15 protein-coding genes are annotated in these 18236 nt (G+C 34.0%); 6 read left to right on the plus strand and 9 right to left on the minus strand.

The window, feature by feature from the left end; all coding sequences use genetic code 11:
* Nucleotides 1–32 precede the first annotated feature (32 nt).
* From EV145_RS07145 to EV145_RS07155, 3 genes are all read right to left on the minus strand, one after another.
* Nucleotides 33–623: an RNA polymerase sigma factor gene (locus EV145_RS07145; RefSeq protein WP_133524530.1), complete on the minus strand. Its 591-nt coding sequence runs from the start codon at nucleotides 621–623 to the stop codon at nucleotides 33–35.
* A gap of 411 nt (nucleotides 624–1034) precedes the next feature.
* The gene (locus tag EV145_RS07150) at nucleotides 1035–2729 is read right to left on the minus strand and encodes a ribonucleoside-diphosphate reductase subunit alpha (protein ID WP_133524531.1); all 1695 of its coding nucleotides are present in this window, start codon (nucleotides 2727–2729) and stop codon (nucleotides 1035–1037) included.
* Between the two features lie 11 nt (nucleotides 2730–2740).
* On the minus strand, nucleotides 2741–3715 hold the full coding sequence (locus tag EV145_RS07155) for a ribonucleotide-diphosphate reductase subunit beta (protein WP_133524532.1): 975 nt from the start codon (nucleotides 3713–3715) through the stop codon (nucleotides 2741–2743).
* 545 nt (nucleotides 3716–4260) lie between these two features.
* On the opposite strand from EV145_RS07155, the gene EV145_RS07160 reads away from it, so the two are divergent.
* From EV145_RS07160 to EV145_RS07170, 3 genes are all read left to right on the plus strand, one after another.
* Nucleotides 4261–5139: a helix-turn-helix domain-containing protein gene (locus tag EV145_RS07160; RefSeq protein ID WP_133524533.1), complete on the plus strand. Its 879-nt coding sequence runs from the start codon at nucleotides 4261–4263 to the stop codon at nucleotides 5137–5139.
* A gap of 71 nt (nucleotides 5140–5210) precedes the next feature.
* The gene (locus tag EV145_RS07165; RefSeq protein WP_133524534.1) at nucleotides 5211–6038 is read left to right on the plus strand and encodes an NmrA family transcriptional regulator; all 828 of its coding nucleotides are present in this window, start codon (nucleotides 5211–5213) and stop codon (nucleotides 6036–6038) included.
* A 10-nt stretch (nucleotides 6039–6048) separates the two neighbouring features.
* The gene (locus EV145_RS07170; RefSeq protein ID WP_133524535.1) at nucleotides 6049–6429 is read left to right on the plus strand and encodes a DUF5367 family protein; all 381 of its coding nucleotides are present in this window, start codon (nucleotides 6049–6051) and stop codon (nucleotides 6427–6429) included.
* 164 nt (nucleotides 6430–6593) lie between these two features.
* Here EV145_RS07170 and EV145_RS07175 read toward each other — a convergent pair whose 3' ends face one another.
* The 5 genes from EV145_RS07175 to EV145_RS07195 form a co-directional block, all read right to left on the minus strand.
* Nucleotides 6594–7841 (minus strand): MFS transporter, encoded by a 1248-nt coding sequence (locus EV145_RS07175; protein ID WP_133524536.1) that lies wholly within the window; start codon nucleotides 7839–7841, stop codon nucleotides 6594–6596.
* A gap of 20 nt (nucleotides 7842–7861) precedes the next feature.
* Nucleotides 7862–8089 carry a hypothetical protein gene (locus tag EV145_RS07180; RefSeq protein WP_133524537.1) on the minus strand — a complete coding sequence of 76 codons (228 nt, stop codon included), beginning with the start codon at nucleotides 8087–8089 and terminating at the stop codon, nucleotides 7862–7864.
* Between the two features lie 4 nt (nucleotides 8090–8093).
* Nucleotides 8094–8690 (minus strand): TetR/AcrR family transcriptional regulator, encoded by a 597-nt coding sequence (locus EV145_RS07185; RefSeq protein ID WP_133524538.1) that lies wholly within the window; start codon nucleotides 8688–8690, stop codon nucleotides 8094–8096.
* Nucleotides 8691–9024: 334 nt separating this feature from the next.
* Nucleotides 9025–10626, minus strand: coding sequence for a family 43 glycosylhydrolase (locus EV145_RS07190; protein WP_133524539.1), 1602 nt, complete (start codon nucleotides 10624–10626; stop codon nucleotides 9025–9027).
* Nucleotides 10627–10698: 72 nt separating this feature from the next.
* Entirely contained in the window at nucleotides 10699–11298 is a 600-nt protein-coding gene (locus tag EV145_RS07195; protein WP_133524540.1) for a murein L,D-transpeptidase catalytic domain-containing protein, read from the minus strand.
* A 357-nt stretch (nucleotides 11299–11655) separates the two neighbouring features.
* On the opposite strand from EV145_RS07195, the gene EV145_RS07200 reads away from it, so the two are divergent.
* Nucleotides 11656–12753 carry a hypothetical protein gene (locus EV145_RS07200; protein WP_133524541.1) on the plus strand — a complete coding sequence of 366 codons (1098 nt, stop codon included), beginning with the start codon at nucleotides 11656–11658 and terminating at the stop codon, nucleotides 12751–12753.
* Nucleotides 12754–12831: 78 nt separating this feature from the next.
* Here EV145_RS07200 and EV145_RS07205 read toward each other — a convergent pair whose 3' ends face one another.
* Nucleotides 12832–13302 (minus strand): YybH family protein, encoded by a 471-nt coding sequence (locus EV145_RS07205; protein WP_133524542.1) that lies wholly within the window; start codon nucleotides 13300–13302, stop codon nucleotides 12832–12834.
* A 405-nt stretch (nucleotides 13303–13707) separates the two neighbouring features.
* Between EV145_RS07205 and EV145_RS07210 the strand changes: the two genes are divergently transcribed.
* On the plus strand, nucleotides 13708–14157 hold the full coding sequence (locus EV145_RS07210) for a response regulator (RefSeq protein ID WP_133524543.1): 450 nt from the start codon (nucleotides 13708–13710) through the stop codon (nucleotides 14155–14157).
* Nucleotides 14158–14171: 14 nt separating this feature from the next.
* Nucleotides 14172–18182, plus strand: a complete 4011-nt coding sequence (locus tag EV145_RS07215; protein WP_133524544.1) for a PAS domain S-box protein — start codon at nucleotides 14172–14174, stop codon at nucleotides 18180–18182.
* Nucleotides 18183–18236: the final 54 nt, after the last annotated feature.

Raw genomic sequence — 18236 nt, forward strand, 5'->3', positions numbered from 1 at the left:
AGACTTATAATCGGCAATCATTTTAAGACTTTCTATAAATTTTTAGAAAGCCATAAAACCATTGCAACGCCTAATGAATTTCCCATTGACAAACGAATGGTGTGAAGCGCTTTTGTGATATGATTTTCGACTGTTTTGGTTGAGATGTTAAGACGCTCGCCAATTTCTTTGTGGCTCAACTGTTCTTCTCTGCTAAGTTTATAAACGGCTTGACATTTCTCGGGAAGTGTTTCGATAATTAAATTGAGCTGCTGCACTAATTCCTCATGCATCAACTCTGTCTCTGGCGTTGTATGCTGAAAACGTTTTTCTAAATCATCAAAAAGTTCGACTTTAACTTTGTCTTTATTTTTTCTCAGATGATTAAAAACCTGATAACGTGCAGAGGCGTACATATATCCTTTTAAAGAAATATGAATTTCTAATTTTTCACGGTTTGTCCAGATATTCAAAAATATATCCTGAATAATATCCTCGCACAATTCTTTGTCTTTAATCACATTATAAGCCGACATGAACAATGCTTGCCAAAAAGTATTATACAATTCTGTCAAAGCCGATTCATCTCCACTGCGAAGACGATCGATTAAAATTTTATCCTGATTTAATGCGGGTAACGACAATTTTTTGGCTTTTGAGAAATTGAATAATTCGCAACAAACTTAATAATATTATCCAATAATCCTAATTTGGTCTTTTCTATATTATTCATTTGCAAACATTAAATTATTCTTACAAAAAACTTTTTTACTTAAAAATTTGATAATCTTGAATGCTTTATAATCTCAAAAATTTGACATTACATAATTTTTTACAGTATAAAAATGGATTTAGCAAATAGACCGATTTTACTAAAAAAACTGATTTTTATGAATTATTTCCAAAATGCCGTAGCCAAATTCTTAGATCATAAATTTGAAAAAACCGATCTCAATAAATTAATTAAAAAAGCTTTAGTTCCAATTTTGATGCTCCCGATGTTGTAATTTTTAAGCAAAAAAAAAAATCGGAAGAAACACTTCCGATTTTTATATTTAAGATTCGCAACTGCTGCAACTAACGAGACTTGTAACCAGTTCCTTAGAAACGCTCTGACTTCTTTGATAATACAAACTTTTAATTCCGAGTTGCCATGATTCAATCATTAAGCGATTTACTTCCTTAATTGGCAATTCTGCAGGAATATTAAGGTTTAAACTTTGCCCTTGATCAACAAATTTTTGACGAATTGCTGCCTGCTGGACAATTTCAAGCTGGCTGATTTCTTTGAAGGTTTTAAAAACGTCTTTTTCTGTTTGAGTAAGCTGTTCCATGTGTTGTACACTTCCGCCATTCAGCATAATACCGCGCCAAACTTCCTCATTATCCAAACCTTTTTCTTCCAATAATTTTTTCAGATATTTATTTTTTCGCATAAAATTTCCTTTGCTCAAACCCGCTTTGTAATAATTACTGCTGAAAGGCTCAATTCCCGGCGAAGTCTGTCCTAAAATTGCCGATGAAGATGTTGTAGGCGCAATTGCCATTGTTGTTGTATTGCGTCGTCCGTAACCTTTAAGCAATTCTGGTTCACCATAAATTCGGGCCAAATCCTGAGTGGCTTTATCGGCTTTGTCGCTTATATGTTTAAAAATTTCTGTCGTTTTCATTTTGGCTTCCAAACCTTCAAACGGAATCATATTTTTTTGCAAATACGAATGCCATCCTAAAACGCCTAAACCTAAAGCACGGTGTCTTTTTGCAAATTTATTTGCTGCCGAAAGATAATAGTTCCCTTCTGTTTTTTCGATAAATTCCTGCAATACGGCATCCAAGAAAAAGATCGCTAATTTCACTGCTTCAGTATCTTTCCATTCTTCATAAAGTTCCAAATTCATTGACGAAAGACAACAAATAAACGACTCATCAAAATCAGATGGAAGCATAATTTCACTGCATAAATTGCTGGCATTAATTCGCAGATTTTTATCTTTATAAACCTGCGGTTTATTTTTATTTACGTTATCGCTAAAGAAAATATAAGGTAGTCCTTTTTGCTGACGGCTTTCAAGAACTTTTGCCCAAATTTGACGTTTGTCGCTATCACCATCGATCATTTCCTGCATCCAATAATCGGGCACGCAGATTCCGGTAAACAAATTCTGAATTGGATTACCAATGCTTTTAATCTTCAAAAATTCTTCAATATCCGGGTGATCTACATCTAAATATGCTGCAAACGCACCTCTACGTACGCCACCTTGAGAAATAGTGTCCATTGTAGTGTCAAAAAGTTTCATGAAACTTACTGCTCCGCTACTTTTTCCGTTATCTGTTACGGCGCTTCCTCTTTCGCGTAATTCTCCAAAATATCCTGATGTTCCTCCACCAATTTTGGTCTGCATGATTACTTCGCCTAGTTTATGTGTAATTCCTTCGATTTCATCTGGAACGTGAACATTAAAACAAGAAATTGGCAAACCGCGTTCAGTTCCCATATTGGCCCAAACCGGAGAACTGATGCTCATCCAGCCACGCTCAATCATTTCAACAAAAGAATCTTTTAGTTCCGGTTTATAAAGTCTGCGCGCTGCCGCGGTACAAATTCTGTCAATGGCACCTTCGACAGTTTCTCCTTTTAAAAGATAGCCGCGGTTTAATATTTGTTCGCTTTCAGAATTTTTCCACCACATTTTATTTCCAGCTTCGCTCATCGGGACGCTTTCTTGATTTATATCTATTGTATTCATTTTTTTAAATTTTAGAAGAGGTCGTTTGCCGTAATACTTTTATCATGTTTGGTATACTCTACGGGTCTTTTTGCAAAGAAATCATCTAAACTATTAGCAAAAACCTCTTCTTCAAACCATGACATTGCTCTGTAATCTTCTAGCGAAACATCAAAAACAGTTGGAATTCCAATTTGTTTTAAACTTTCATCTAATCTGAATTTCATAAAATTAACCAGATCTTTTTTGTTGATGCTTTCAATTTCACCATCTTCAAAAATCCAATCTAAAATATCAGACTCTACACCAATTGAGTCTTTTACTGTGTCTCTAATCGTCAATAAAGTCGCATCATCAAAATAATCTGGAAATTCTTCTCGAATTTTATTGATGATGAAAATACCTCCATTTGCGTGAATTTGTTCATCGATTGAAGTCCAGGCAATAATATTGCTGACATTTTTCATATAACCTTTGAATCTTGTAAACGAAAGCAAAATCGCAAACTGACTGAAAAGCGAAACATTTTCGATAAGAATGCTAAACAAAATCAGCGAAATCATATACTTTTTGTTATCCTGCGAACGTGTATCTTTTAAAACATTTGAAAGATAATCAACACGCTTACGGATTACAGGAACGTCTAGTAATTTTTCGAATTCATCATTATAACCAAGAACCTCAAGCAAACGAGAATAGGCTTCAGAATGTCTAAATTCACATTCGGCAAAAGTGGTTCCGAGGCCATTAAATTCCGGTTTTGGAAAATGCTCATAAATATTGCCCCAAAAACTTTTTACCGCAACTTCTATCTGAGCAATCGCCAATAAACTATTTTTAATTGCAGTTTTTTCGGCTGCTGTTAAATGCGAATGAAAATCCTGCGTATCAGCAGTAAAATCAACCTCTGTATGAACCCAGTACGCTTTATTAATGGCTTCAGTAAATTGCAATACCTCCGGGTATTCAAAAGGCTTATAATTGATTCTTTTATCGAAAATAGACATAATATAAAGTATTTAATGGTGACAAATTAAAGATCCGAAATGCCGATTTGGGAGGTATTTTGACATCTCGCTACTTACAAATTTAAGCCAGACATTTTTGTTTTACTTTCGTTTTCATGTTAAAAATAAAAGCAATTATCAACAGCAAAAAAAAGTCATTTTGAACGTCAAAAAAAGTATTTATCAACAGGTACAAAAAATTTCATACTGCTCGAAATATCAGTTATTTATACTAAATCTAAATAGAGTTGTCAACATAAAAAAAGCACTTTACTATTCAATTTAAAGAAACACTTATCAACAGGCAACTTTTTAAAAATAAGATTTTACACATAAATACTGTTTCAGAAAAAGAATTTTAAGTTCCGTTTCTTCCAATAAAAAGTTTTAAAAAATAAAATTTTTAAGTTTCTAATTTTACCTAATTGTTTAATTTTAAACATTTTACATAATTTAAGAATTGTTTAAGCCATAAACCATACTCTTGCTGCCGAATTAAAAATAAACCTTAACTTTCAGTCGATTTTAAATACCCTAAAAACAAGATGACAACCGATATTATAGAATTGAATGACTTTATTGTTTTAATAGAACAATCGAACACGACAAAAACTATAGTTCAGAAATGTGAAATCGACGGTGATGCAGTTGGATTTGCATTTTATGGATCTGGCAATGTCGAGTTAGAAATCAAGCACAATAATCAAACAAAATACCTAACGAATACTACTGGTTTGGCCATCTGTTTTTTTGGAAATCAAAAAGTAGAATTCTCACATAAAATTGAACCTGATAAGCCTTTGCAATCCATCAGTATTTTTACCAAACCAAAACATTTGAATTCACTTCCTGAAGCCGAAAAAGAAATTTTTGAAAAACACCTTCCGGAATTATTAAATCCAAAAGAACATTTTGTAAAAGGTCCCTCCTATTATATGACACTTGATATGCAATTAGCGGTTCAAAAAATCTTCAACACCACTTATATCGGAAATACGCGATTGTTGTTTTTAAAAAGCCAGATCAACGAACTTTTAGCACATTTTTTTGGCCTTTTAAGTACCGATGCCAAAATTGATTTTTCGGAAATTGATAAAAACAAACTTTTTAAAGCAAAGGAAATTGTCACCAATAATTTTTCGAAACCGCCGTCAATTACGCAATTATCGCAAATGGTAGGTTTGAACAGCAATAAATTAAAAAAGAACTTTAAAGAACTTTTTGGGATTCCTGTTTTCAAATATGTTCAGGAAGAACGCCTTCATAAAGCGTATGAATTACTCCGTGAAAGTGAAAAAACAGTTCAGGAAGCCGCTTGGGAAGTTGGTTATGAAAGTTTGAGTTCTTTTTCGAATGCCTTTCATAAAAAATTCGGCATGCGCCCGAACGAAGTACGCCTTCAATTCCTTTCAGACAAATCATAATTCTTTTGCGACAAATGATTCTTTTTTAATGTAGTCAACTTTGTATCAGTATTCATTTAAAAAATATTGATATGAGCAAAAAGAAAATTTTAGTCTTGGGTTCCAATGGGAAAACAGGACGCAGAGTAATCGAAAGATTGAAAAACAATCCAGATGTCGAAATTCGTCTTGGTTCAAGAGCTGAAAAAATTCCTTTTGACTGGGAAAAACCAGAAACCTGGGAAGATGTGCTGCAAGATATTGAGATTGTTTATGTCACATTTCAGCCTGATTTAGCAATTCCTTCGGCAGTCGAAACTATTCAGAAATTTACAGTTTTAGCAACAAAATCAGGTGTTCAAAAAATAGTTTTATTATCTGGAAGAGGAGAAAAAGAAGCGCAGGTTTGCGAAGAAATCGTAAAAGAAAATGTTAAAAAATGGACCATCGTGCGTGCAAGCTGGTTCAATCAAAATTTTAGTGAAAGCATTTTTTTAGAACCCATTTTAGCCGGAATTGTTGCTTTGCCAAGAGCCGAAGCGCTTGAACCTTTTACTGATGCAGATGACATTGCCGATGTTGTTTTAGAATCACTTTTAAATGAAAATCATAATTCAAAAACCTACGAATTGACCGGTCCAAGATTATTGACTTTTAAAGAAGCTGTAAATACAATTGCCGAAGCGAGTGGCAGAAACATCACTTTTCAAGGTTTATCTTTAGACGAATATACGCAGATGCTAAAAGAATATCAGGTTCCAGACGATCATATCTGGCTTGTCAATTATCTTTTTGAAGAGGTTTTGGACGGAAGAAATTCGCATATCACCTCTGACATTGAAAAAGTTTTAGGCCGAAAAGCAAAAGATTTTTCCGCTTACGCGAAAGAAACTGCCAAAACCGGAATTTGGAATTCTTAAAACTTTGCAGATGAATTATTTTAGAGCAATCTTTTCTGGTTTCATCGTATGGATTTGTGTCAGTTTATCGTTTTATATTTTAGGTTTGGTTCCGTTTGTAAAAAATTATTTTTCGATTCAGACTATAATTGTAATGTTTGCAATTGTCTTTTTCGGAATTATTGGAGCCAAAATTTATTATAAAAAAGTTCCCAAAACGAATGGCTTATTACTTGGAATTGTAATGTCAGCAACGGCATTAATTTTAGATGTTTTTATCACAGTACCTTTTGTCGAAATCCCGAATGGGCGAACTTATTACAGTTTTTTCAGCAGCCCGGTTTTATGGCTTTTGGCAATTATAAACGCGCTTTCCGTTTATTTTTATTGGAAGAAAAAAGTAACTATTTAGATATTCTTTTAAAAACAAAAAGCTTGTCCATTAGAACAAGCTTTTGTTTTGTTTTAATATGGTTTTAAACACATAGAAACATAGATTTATAGTCTAATTGAGTATGCAAAAAGAGAAATTCTATGTTTCTATGTGTTTAAAAAATTACGCACAAAGTATTACAATTAAATATTTGCGTTTTTAACTTTAGCCTTCGCCAATTGATCCACTCTCCAAATTAAAAATACAGTGCATAAAGTAACCGCAGCGATTACATATCCTAAAATATCATAATTTTCAAGTGGTGATGTTTTCGTTTTTTGATGCACAATAAAACCAGCACAAACTGCCGCAATTCCTCCCGCAATTTGCTGTAATGAAGAGGTAATTGACATATAAGCGCCACGATCTCGCATGTCTGGAATTGCAGTGTTCAATGTTGTTGCCGGAATCATACGACCCATGATCCCCATAAACATAATCATCGTCAATCCCACAATTTGCCATAATGGCACCGGTCCTAGATTCGTATAAATAACAATGATAACAACAGAAATTGCCGATCCTGCAGCAAACAATTTAAACTTGCTGACCTTGTCGCTTAATTTACCAATGATTGGCATTATAAAAAGTACTGAAAGTCCTGTAAAGAAAAATACCATTGGCAGTTCAAGCTGACTGATATGAATATTATTTACTAAAAAAGCACTTCCAAAAGGCTGCAACATAAAACCACCAACAGACAAAAATGCAATTGCGGTAAAACCAACTTGATAATGTTTGTTGCTTAACGTGTGCCAAAGATGCAAAAACGGACTTTTATCTGATTGAAGTTCCAAGTGCTTTGTAATAGGTTTCATTTGGGTGATTACAGCAAGAAGTATCAATCCCGCTAAAACGGCAATCATGATAAAAGCCGAATGCCATCCCCAGTTATTAGCAAAGTAAAGTCCAACCGGAATTCCTAAAATTTGGCTTGTTGCAAAGGCCATTTGTATAACGCTCATTACACGTCCGCGCTGTTGAAGAACAAACAAATCGGTTACGATGGCTAGTGAAACAGAACCAATTACACCACCAAAAAGCCCAGTCACAATTCGTGCCATAAGCAACATTGTGTAGCTTGTTGAAAGCGCACAAAAAACAGTTCCTATAATGAATCCGGTGTAAAAGAAAATCAATAATTTTTTTCGGTCAAATTTATCTGCAAAACCTGCAGCCAATAATCCTGAAATTCCGGCGCTGAAAGCATACGCCGATACAGCAAAACCAAAGTTTGACGTTGTCATGTCCAATGTTTTCATTAAGATATCTCCAAGCGGCGAAATCACCATAAAATCAAGAATGACAGTAAATTGCAAAAGCGCCAGTATGGCAATAATAATTTTTTGATGAGAGGTAAAAGCGGGGCTTTCTATGGTAGTTTTTTCCATTTTTATTTAATATGTTTTTTTTACGATAATTCTTGGCATTCAAAGCCTAGATCGCTGATTATTTTAATAATTTCTTCCGGTTTCAATATTTCTGAAACCACACGAAGAACGCAGTCAACATCTTCACAATCAACACTCCAATGCTCGATATTTTGATTATTGTTAAGTGCGTAATGCGCCGCGCAATTATTATCAATGGCGCTGATGTTTGTTTTAAAAATATGTATTGTGTTTAAATCTGTTTCCATAATTTCATGGTTTTAAGCCTTTAACTGTTGATTGAAAAGCTTCTTTCATAATTTCTTTTGTAAGAATAAATGGTTTTCCTCCCATACTTTTGCCTTCAGTATGCATATTCAGCAACGTATAAAGAGGTCCGTAAGCCACACACCAAAATGCTTCAAAACTCATTGGGAGAAGTTCTTTGTTTCGAAGAGCATTATCTATAAAATCTTTCATAATGGTTCTAAAATCGGCAAACTCTGCAATTGAATCCAATATGATTTCTCCATGTGGCGAGTGTTTGATGATCTCAAAAAATGCAACTTCTTTGGGGTATTTCATTGTAAAGCTGGCGCGGTTTTCCCATTGTTTCCACAAACCTTCTTCAAATGACATTTCGGGCGAAAAATCTTTTATGGTGCTCTTAAAAAACTTAAGTGCCATACTTGCCCCAATTTTTTGAATTAAATCATCTTTATCAGCATAATAAATATAGAGCGTACCAACAGAAATTGAACAGGCTTTCGCCAATTTATTCATGCTGAAACCTTGAAATCCTTCCTGTACAATCTGGTCAATCGCCGTCTTTATAACCAGTTTTTCTTTGTCAATATCTCTAACTCTCATAGCCTTTTTTTTGCAAAGATAAAATAATAAATGAATGAACGCTTTTTTATTTATTGCTTTTTTTTAGATTTTTTTTTAGAAGAAAGAAGCAAGATGATAGATGAAAGATTTTTGAAAGAGATGTGAAGCTCGATGTGCCTTGAAATTGATTTAACCGCTTTCTTTAAAATTAAATCCATAAAAAAAGTCTGTAAACAAAACGCTCACAGACTTTAAAAACACTAAACAAATTAAATTAAATTACTCACTTCAAATTCTTCTTTCTATCATCTTTCATCTTTCATCTTTCATCTTGCCTCTTGCCTCTTGCTTCTTTCATCTTCCCTCAAAAATCTTACTTCCCACTTCTTACCAGCGAAACATCATCGGCAAGGCAAAAAGAATTTGCTTTTCCGCTGGCTAAAAAACCAACCTCGGCTTTTCCTCCTTTTATAATTATGTTCTTGATAATTATTGTTTTCCAATCCTTATTTTCTTCTTTTATTGTAAACTTAAATTTCTTGTCGTTACTTAAAACATAGACCTCGAGATTATCAAAACCACTGCTATTTTTAATTTGGGCGGTTAAAGTATATAATCCGTCTTCCAGTTTTACATATGGCGAAGATGTTATGATTTGAAATACTTTTCTTTTAAAATTAACTTTATCGCTAATATTCAAACTCTTTTCACCAATTACGGTTTTTCTTTCAATTTGCGTATTAAAATGATTTAAAACTGGCGAAGTCACCGTATCTAATCCAATTTTATTGCCTTCAATCACTTCGCTTGCCCAGCCTGTCAGCTGAATCTGCACGGGTTTAACCGGACTCGGAATATGCCTGCGGTCGGCTTCAAAACTGCCGTTTTTTACATAATTGTTCTCTTTGTTTACTTTCCATGTTCCGGTTTTTGCATCCAAATCCCAAGCGCTAAGCGAATTGAAATAAGGCGTTTTTCCGTCGAAAGAAAGCGGGCACCATTGATTATAACCTAACCCGTTTCCAGCAAAATCAGACCAGCGATCACCGCAATACACAATCGTTTCCTGTTTGTTTCCTTTTACAGAAAAGAAAAAACCGGTTTGCGAAACATGTGCAAAATCGTCTTCGGCACCTTTTGTTATTAGCATTTCATTCGTTGGAAGATATGGACCTCGAATATCATCGGCAACTAAATAATAGGCAAACGAACCATCCCAGCCGTAAATATTTGAAGCATACATATAATACCTGTTTTTGTATTTGAACATGCAATTACCTTCTCTGCTTTCCCCTTTAAAAATTTGTGTACAATCCAAAAGATTCACTTTTCCCTCTTTCATTCCAATTTCAGAAACATAAATTTTGTTTCGTCCTTTCCCATAGGAATAAATCAAATATGATTTTCCAGTATCTTCATCGGTAAAAACAGTTTGATCGCCAGTATTGCTCGTGCCAATCATTTTTTCCATATTTATTTTCTGATGCCAGATAAATTCACTCGTTGGCGAATCTGCAAGTGCAATTAATACTTCACTTCCATGCTGTACAAACATGGCGTATTTATTAATTTCTTTCACAAAGGCAACACCTAAACGCCCAACCCAGGTTTTTCCATGTTCATTGACTTTTTGTTTGGTCAAAACATTCCCTTCAAAATTCCAGTTCACAAAATCATCAGAGCTGTAGCAGGTTACGGCTTCAAAAGTTGCATTAGGCAATGTTTTAGAAGGATCAGCACGATATTGATCGGCTTCGGCATAATGTACGCCGTACCAATAATATTTCGTTTTACCTGTTTTAGCATCAGGAAATTTAAAAATCCCTCCGCCTTGGCTGTTTAGCGGTTTTCCGTCTTTTGTATTCCAAAAAACATCATTTTTGATTGTACGGTTTTGCGCAATGTTTTTATTTGATATTCCAAAACAAAGCATTAGAAGAATAACGCTTAAGGAATACCATTTTTGAATTTTCATATTTATTACGGTTAGTTAGTTCGTAATAAAATTATCTAATAACAAAAAAATTCGCGTCATGTACTATCCTGCTTAATAATAGATATTTAGAATGATACTTGTTTTAGAACCATCGATTATTTTTTCGAGCCTTTTAAAAAAAGTTTCATTGACCATGGGACAGCCGTGACTTCTAGAAATATAATAATCCTGCTCCTGTTCAGGAACTGCAGAATAGGAATGCAAAACGACAGCTCTTTTTAAAACATTGCTATTTGTTTCATCTAAACCTGATAAACGGTACGATTTTCCGAATATTCCGTTATAGGATTTTCCAATTGCGCATCGGCCTAAAGAGGTTGCATTAGAATTGGGTTCGTTGCTGAATTTCAAATTTCCTGCAATTCCGGTTTCTGATCCACAGCCGTGAGCAACAAGTCCTTCGTCTAAAATTTTATCATTTTCCAAATCATAAACAAAGAATCGGTTTTTGCCTGATTTGATTTTCATGTCGATAAAAAAAGCGATTTTGGTATTATAAGAAGGACTGGTTTTTATTTTTTCTTTTACTTCTGCCAGCTGATTATTAAATCGCTCAATATCTGACGCAGTCCAGTTTTCTGTGCCAATTATTGGTTTGGAAGTTCCAAAAAAAGATATCGAAAGAAATACGATTAAATTGAAAGTTTTCATAAAAGTGGTATTTAAATTTTACACCAAACAGTTTCTTAGAAAAACTGTTTTTATTTTGGTGCAAATTTATTGGCACTCGACAAAACCAACACGACCACAAAAGACTAAAAAACAACACATTAAAACTTAAAACAAAATTATTATTGCCTCAAATACTGCTAAAAAGCCTTTAAAATAAAGGATTTCCTAATCACTTTTAATTTCAATTCATTTTTATTCAGACCTATTTTCTTTCTTTTATAAACAAAATTAAAACACTGATTAAAAGTAAATTACAATAAGAATTTTAAGACTAATACTTTTTTATGTGCGTAATATTATCTAACTTGCATGTAGAAAATTAAAAATCAACACATTATGAAAAAACTTCTATTCTTTTTTTTAGCAGTTGTGATTAGTTTATCAAGTCAATCTATTTTTTCTCAATCTGGTGACGATGCGCCGGCTTTGAATCTTCCTGGAGATAATCTTGATTTATATGCTGTATTAACACTTTTTCAAAAGTCAAAAACTATTGAAGAATTCGAAACTGCATTAAATAAAAAAGAAACAGGAATTAATAATCTGGATTTGAATCTTGACAAAAAAGTAGATTTTATAAAAGTCACTACGACAAAAAAAGATAATTCTTTCACGTTTGTGCTTCAGGATGCAGTCAGCAAAAGTGAAACTCAGGATGTCGCTGTCATTTTAGTAAATAAAGATAAAAACGGAAAAGTTTCTATTCAATGTGTTGGAGATGAAGATCTTTATGGTAAAAATTATGTTATTGAACCTAAAAGCACTCCGGCAGTTACTGCAAATCCGGCTTATCAGGGTTCTAACCCTGTTACAGTTAGTGCGCCTGCCACTACTGTTGTGGTCGAATCGGCGCCAATAGTGCAATATGTTTATTCGCCTGCTTACGTACCTTATTATCCTCCTTATTACTATGGTTATTACCCTCCTTATTTTGCTGCATTTACAGTTCTTGCTGTTGGTATTTATCGCCATAATAATTGGTATCACGGCGGTTATTATGGAGGACATTACAGTCGGAATACAGTAATTATCAACAATAACAATAGAAACAGCATTAATCATTACAATAACAACAGAAACAGATCAAATACAGTCGCTAACAATAATAGAAATGGAAACTACGGTAATCGTGCTGGTAATACCGGAGTTTCTAACCGAATGTCAAATAATGGTGCTGGAAACAGGGCCGGAGTATCTGACAGAGCATCAAACGGCGCGGGAAATCGCGCATCATCTGCAAATCGTCCTTCAGCAGGGACATCAGATCGAAGTTCATCATTTGATCGTCCATCTGCAGGAACATCAAATCGCAGTTCTTCTAACTTTAATTCTGGAGGACGCACCAGATCATCAGGCGGAAGTAGTTTTAGTGGCGGAGGCGGTGGCTTTCATGGCGGTGGCGGCGGTTTTGGCGGCGGCGGACGAAGACGCTAATCAAAACTGTATTTCATAAAAACAAAAAAATATAGATTGGATAAAGATTTTTATCCAATCTATATTTTTTAAATAGTATTATTTATCTGAAACACTCATATCTCTTACGCAGACATATTTCCCATCTCTCTTTACAAACAAACTCATATAGCTTCCTGTGTTTACAATTGTTTTTGTCGAATCTGTAACTTCAAAAGCACCTGTTTCAACCACTTGATTTCCATCATCTGAAACAAAAATTTCGCCTGTTTTAAATGCAATTTGGTTGGATGAAGAGCCTACATTAGCTTTCAAAAATTCAGCAATATTAGCTTTCCCAACTAAAGGAGCGTGATTTTGATAATAACTGATAGCATCATCTGCATAATAACCGATCTTTTTAAGCTCTCCCGAATTATAGACCTCTGCAAATTCATCTTCTTTAGCCTGGATTTCTTTTTTTATCGCTTCTTTATCAACCACAACAGGTTCTTCCTTTTTTGTATTGCAGGCAAAGACAGAAGTTAAAATACCTAACAATAAAACTCCCTTTAAGATGTTGTTTTTCATATATTTAAAGTTTTAAAACTATACCTTAAAAGTACTTATAAAAATTAAAATATCAAGTTTTTTCGCATAAAATATTATAACATAGGATCTAAAATTTTAAAAACATTTTATTATATTTAAATGAATTACAGCAACTTATAGCAAATCATAGCTTTATAGCTGTATTTTGAATGCAATGAGCACAAGTTATTGGACTAATATGTATTCTTTGTCAAAAAAATAGCCATATATTAGCAGTACAAAAAGCTTATTATTAATAACAATTTAACCAAAGGCTTGTTTATCTAACAAAAATCTTGGTTATAGATTAGCAAATCAACTGAATTACATTGACTTATAAATGAATCATTGGTATCAGTTTTTTCGAAGAAAATACGCTTAAGATAATTTTACCCCATTTATAAAATGAATAAACCAAATTACAATATTTTACTTGCAGATGATGACGATGATGACTGCTCTTTTTTTAAAGAAGCACTTGATGAATTAAATCTTCCGGTAACTCTTGTAACTGTTCACGACGGAGTACAATTAATGGATTATTTAAAAGCAAATTCTCCTGATAATTTGCCAGATATACTTTTTCTTGATCTTAACATGCCCCGCAAAAATGGTCATGAATGTTTGAAAGAAATCAAGGAAGTTAATGCGTTTGATGTCCTGCCTATTATTATTTTTTCGACTTCTTTAGATGTTGAAATTGTTGATTTGATGTATCAAAAAGGAGCAACACATTATATACGAAAACCCGGCGAATTTTCTAAGCTAAAAGCTGTAATCAGCAATGCTTTGAGTACAACTGTCGAAAATAATCTTAAACAGCCTGCACGAGAGCAATTTGTTCTTCAGCCGTAAATCTTTTTTAAGGAATGAGCCAGATTAACAAGGAACATTATTTTATAGCCGATGGCGGTGAAATGGGCGAATTAATACGATCCAAAGACTGGAGCAAAACCTCTTTAGGTAATCCAGATTTATGGCCTCAAAGTCTTCAAACAATGACTTCGGTAATACTCAACAATCCTTTCGGAATGTATATTGCCTGGGGAGATGATTTTACGCAGATTTACAACGATGCTTTTCGCCCTATTTTAGGCGCAACAAAACATCCTGATGCTTTAGGAATCAGTTCACGAGAAACATTTTCAGAAATTTGGGATACAATTGGTCCTATGTTCACAGATGTTATGGAAGGAAAACCAGTTAGTTTTCCCGACTTGATGGTTGTTTTAAATAGAAATGGCTATGACGAAGAATGCTATTTTGACTTTTCATACAGTCCAATTAAAAAAGAAGATGGCGAAGTTGGCGGTATTCTAGTAACTGTAATTGAAACCACAGAAAAGAAAAAAGTATCTGAAGCTTTAAAACAAAGCAATGCAAGATTTATAAATAACATCATGCAGGCACCTGTTGCTATGTGCATTTTTAGAGGCGAAAACCATACGGTAGAAATTGCAAATGATCAAATGATTCAGTTGTGGGGAACAACACTTGAAAAAGTAATCAATAAACCTATTTTTGAAGCATTGCCGGAAGCGCAAAACCAAAATTTGGAAATTTTGCTGGATAATGTTTATATAACTGGTGAAAAATTTATTGCCAATGAACATCCGGTTAAATTACCTCGAAATGGAAAAACCGAAACAACTTACCTTAATTTTGTTTATGAAGCGCTTAGAGAGGCTGATGGTACAATTTCTGGTGTTGCAGGTGTAGCAATTGAAGTTACTCCACAAGTTTTAGCTCGTACAAAAATTGTAGAAAGTGAACAAAAAATAAGACAATTAGTAGAGAATGCACCTTTTCCTATTGGTGTATATGTTGGAAAAGAAAAACGAATTGAACTCGCCAATCAATCTATTATGGATGTTTGGGGAAAAGGAAATGATGTAGTTGGAAAATTATACACCGAAATTTTACCGGAACTGGATAACCAATTGGTTTTTGATCAAATCAGTCATGTTTATGAAACCGGTGAATCTTTTCATAGTAAGAATACGCGTATTGACATTACGATCAATGGCATATTAGAAACTTTTTATTTTGACTATAGCTTTACGCCATTGTATGATATAAATGGAAACATTTACGGCGTAATGAACACTGCCGCAGAAACAACGAATCTAAACCTCGCAAAGAAAAGAATAGAAGAAAACGAACAGAACTTACGAAGTATGGTTTTGGAATCTCCAATTGGTGTTTGCGTACTGGATGCCAAAACTTTAGTTAGTGAAATTGTAAATGACAGTTTTATTGAAGTTGCCGGAAAATCATATGAAGAAATCGCAGGGAAACATTACTGGGATGCCTTTGCAGAAGCAAAACCTTATTACGAAGAAGCGCTTCAAAAGGTAATCGACGAAGGTCATCCTTATTATGCTAATGAAGCAGCAATGATGCTTATCAGACATGGTAAAGAAGAAATTATATATGTAACTTTTGTTTATGCTCCACTTAAAAATACAGAAGGAAAAGTAACCAAAGTAACGGTCTGGGTACTTGACAATACGGCACAGGTAAAAGCAAGAAAAGAAATTGAAGAAGCTGATAAACGTTTTCGAAACACAGTAAAACAAGCTCCTATTGGAATTACAATTTTACGTGGTTCTAATTATATGGTCGAAATGGCCAACGAAGCCTATTTGAAACTAGTTGACAGAGAAGAAAACACTTTTGTAGGCAAACCATTATTTGATTCTTTACCAGAAGTTGAGGAATCAGTAACCTCTCTTTTAAATGGTGTATTCACTACTGGTATTCCTTTCCATGGATACGAAGTGCCAATTCCGTTAAAACGTTATGGAAAATTAGAAATTTCCTACTTTGATTTTTTATATTCTCCATTAAAAGAAGAAGATGGAACTATTTCAGGAATAATTGTAACCGTTACAGAAGTCAGCGAAAAAGTTGAGGTTCGAAAAGAAATAGAGCAAAATGAAGAACGACTAAAAATTATAGTAGAAGCCAGTGAATTAGGAACTTGGGAATTAAATGTAAAAACCAGAGAACCTATTTATTCTCATCGCTATCTTGAAATTGTTGGTGGTTATAAAGAGAATGAAAAATTAACCCACGACCAATTGCTAAAACATCTTCATCCAGATGATATGCACATTCGAAATAAAGCTTTTAAAGAGGCTCTTACATCAGGCTATTTAAATTATGAAGCCAGAACAATCTGGATTGATGGTTCAATTCATTGGATGGAAGGCAAAGGAAAACTTTTTTACGATGAAGACAATAAACCTGAAAAGTTAATTGGAACAATCAGAGATATTACGGATGAAAAAAATCATCAGCAAGAGCTGGAAGAAAGCGAGAAACGTTTTCGATCTTTAGCAGAAAGTATTCCGCAATTAATTTGGGAAACAGACGAAAAAGGGAATTCCTTATTTGCTTCTGGAAAATGGTTTGAATACACCGGAATTTATCCAAAAGGAGAAGAAGAATGGAGAAGCATGATTCATCCTGAAGATTACCAAGAAAATGCAAAAATCTGGAGTCATTGCCTAAAAACAGGAGAAGTATACCGATGTGATGTCCGCATTAAAAGATTTGACGGAAATTATAGATGGCATGCCGTTATTGGTGAGCCCGTTTTTAACGAAGAAAATAAAATCATTAAATGGGTGGGCGCTTTTACTGATATTCATACCGAAAAGGCATTTACCAATGAGCTTGAACAGCAAGTTATCGCAAGAACAAAAGAGCTGATTCTGATGAATGAATCGCTGAGAAAAAGCGAAGAACGCTATCATTTAATGGTTGAAGAAGTTCAGGATTATGCCATTTTATACCTCAATCACGAAGGAATTGTAGAAAATTGGAATCTGGGCGCCCAAAAAATAAAAGGCTACAAAGCCGAAGAAATTATCGGAAAAAGCTTCTCTGAATTTTATACCGAATCTGACCGAAAAAATAATCTGCCACAAACACTGCTGCATCTTGCAATTGAAAAAGGAAAAGCAAAACAAGAAGGATGGCGCATTCGTAAAGATGGAAGCTTGTTTTGGGCTAGTGTTACCATCACAGCCATTCATAACAAAAAAAATCAGGTTATTGGGTTTTCAAAAGTAACACATGACCTGACGGAGAAAAAAACAGCTGATGACAAACTGAAATTAAATGCGTTAGAATTAGAGCAGAAAAACAAAGAACTTGAAAAAATGAATCAGGAACTTCAGTCGTTTGCTTACATTTCAAGTCACGATTTGCAGGAACCGCTTCGAAAAATCCAGACTTTTGCAACGCAGATTATGGAAAAAGAATCTGAAAATTTATCGGATTATGGAAAGGATAAATTTCAGCGAATGCAAAACGCAGCGCAACGAATGCAGACACTTATTAACGACCTGCTTTCCTACTCAAAAACAAATATTCAAGAAAGAGTTTTTGAAAAAACTAATATTGGCACAATTATCAACGAAGTCTGCGATGATTTAAAAGAAGAAATTGAACAAAAAAATGCGACAGTTGAGATTTTAGAAAATTGCGAAGCCAATATTATTCCGTTTCAATTCAGACAGCTTTTATACAATTTAGTCAGCAATTCACTTAAATTCTCCTATCTTGAAAATCCGATTGTGGTCAAAATTAGCAGCGAAATTGCCAAAGGATCTGTTTTAGAAAATGAAAAATTAGATGCCGAAAAAACATATTGCCATATCAGAATTCAAGACAACGGAATTGGTTTTGAACAGCAGTATAGTTCAAAAATATTTGAAGTTTTTCAGCGACTGCATGGAAAACTCGAATACACTGGAACCGGAATTGGACTGGCAATTGTAAAAAAAATTGTCGACAATCATAACGGAATTATCACAGCCAAAGGAGAATTGAATAAAGGCGCTACTTTTGATATTTATCTTCCAGTTTAATATTAACAAAAAATTATATTCGCACCGATTTTTTCAACTTAAATAAAATTATAT

Origin of the sequence: Flavobacterium sp. 245 (assembly GCF_004362055.1) — a bacterium.
Classification (GTDB): domain Bacteria; phylum Bacteroidota; class Bacteroidia; order Flavobacteriales; family Flavobacteriaceae; genus Flavobacterium.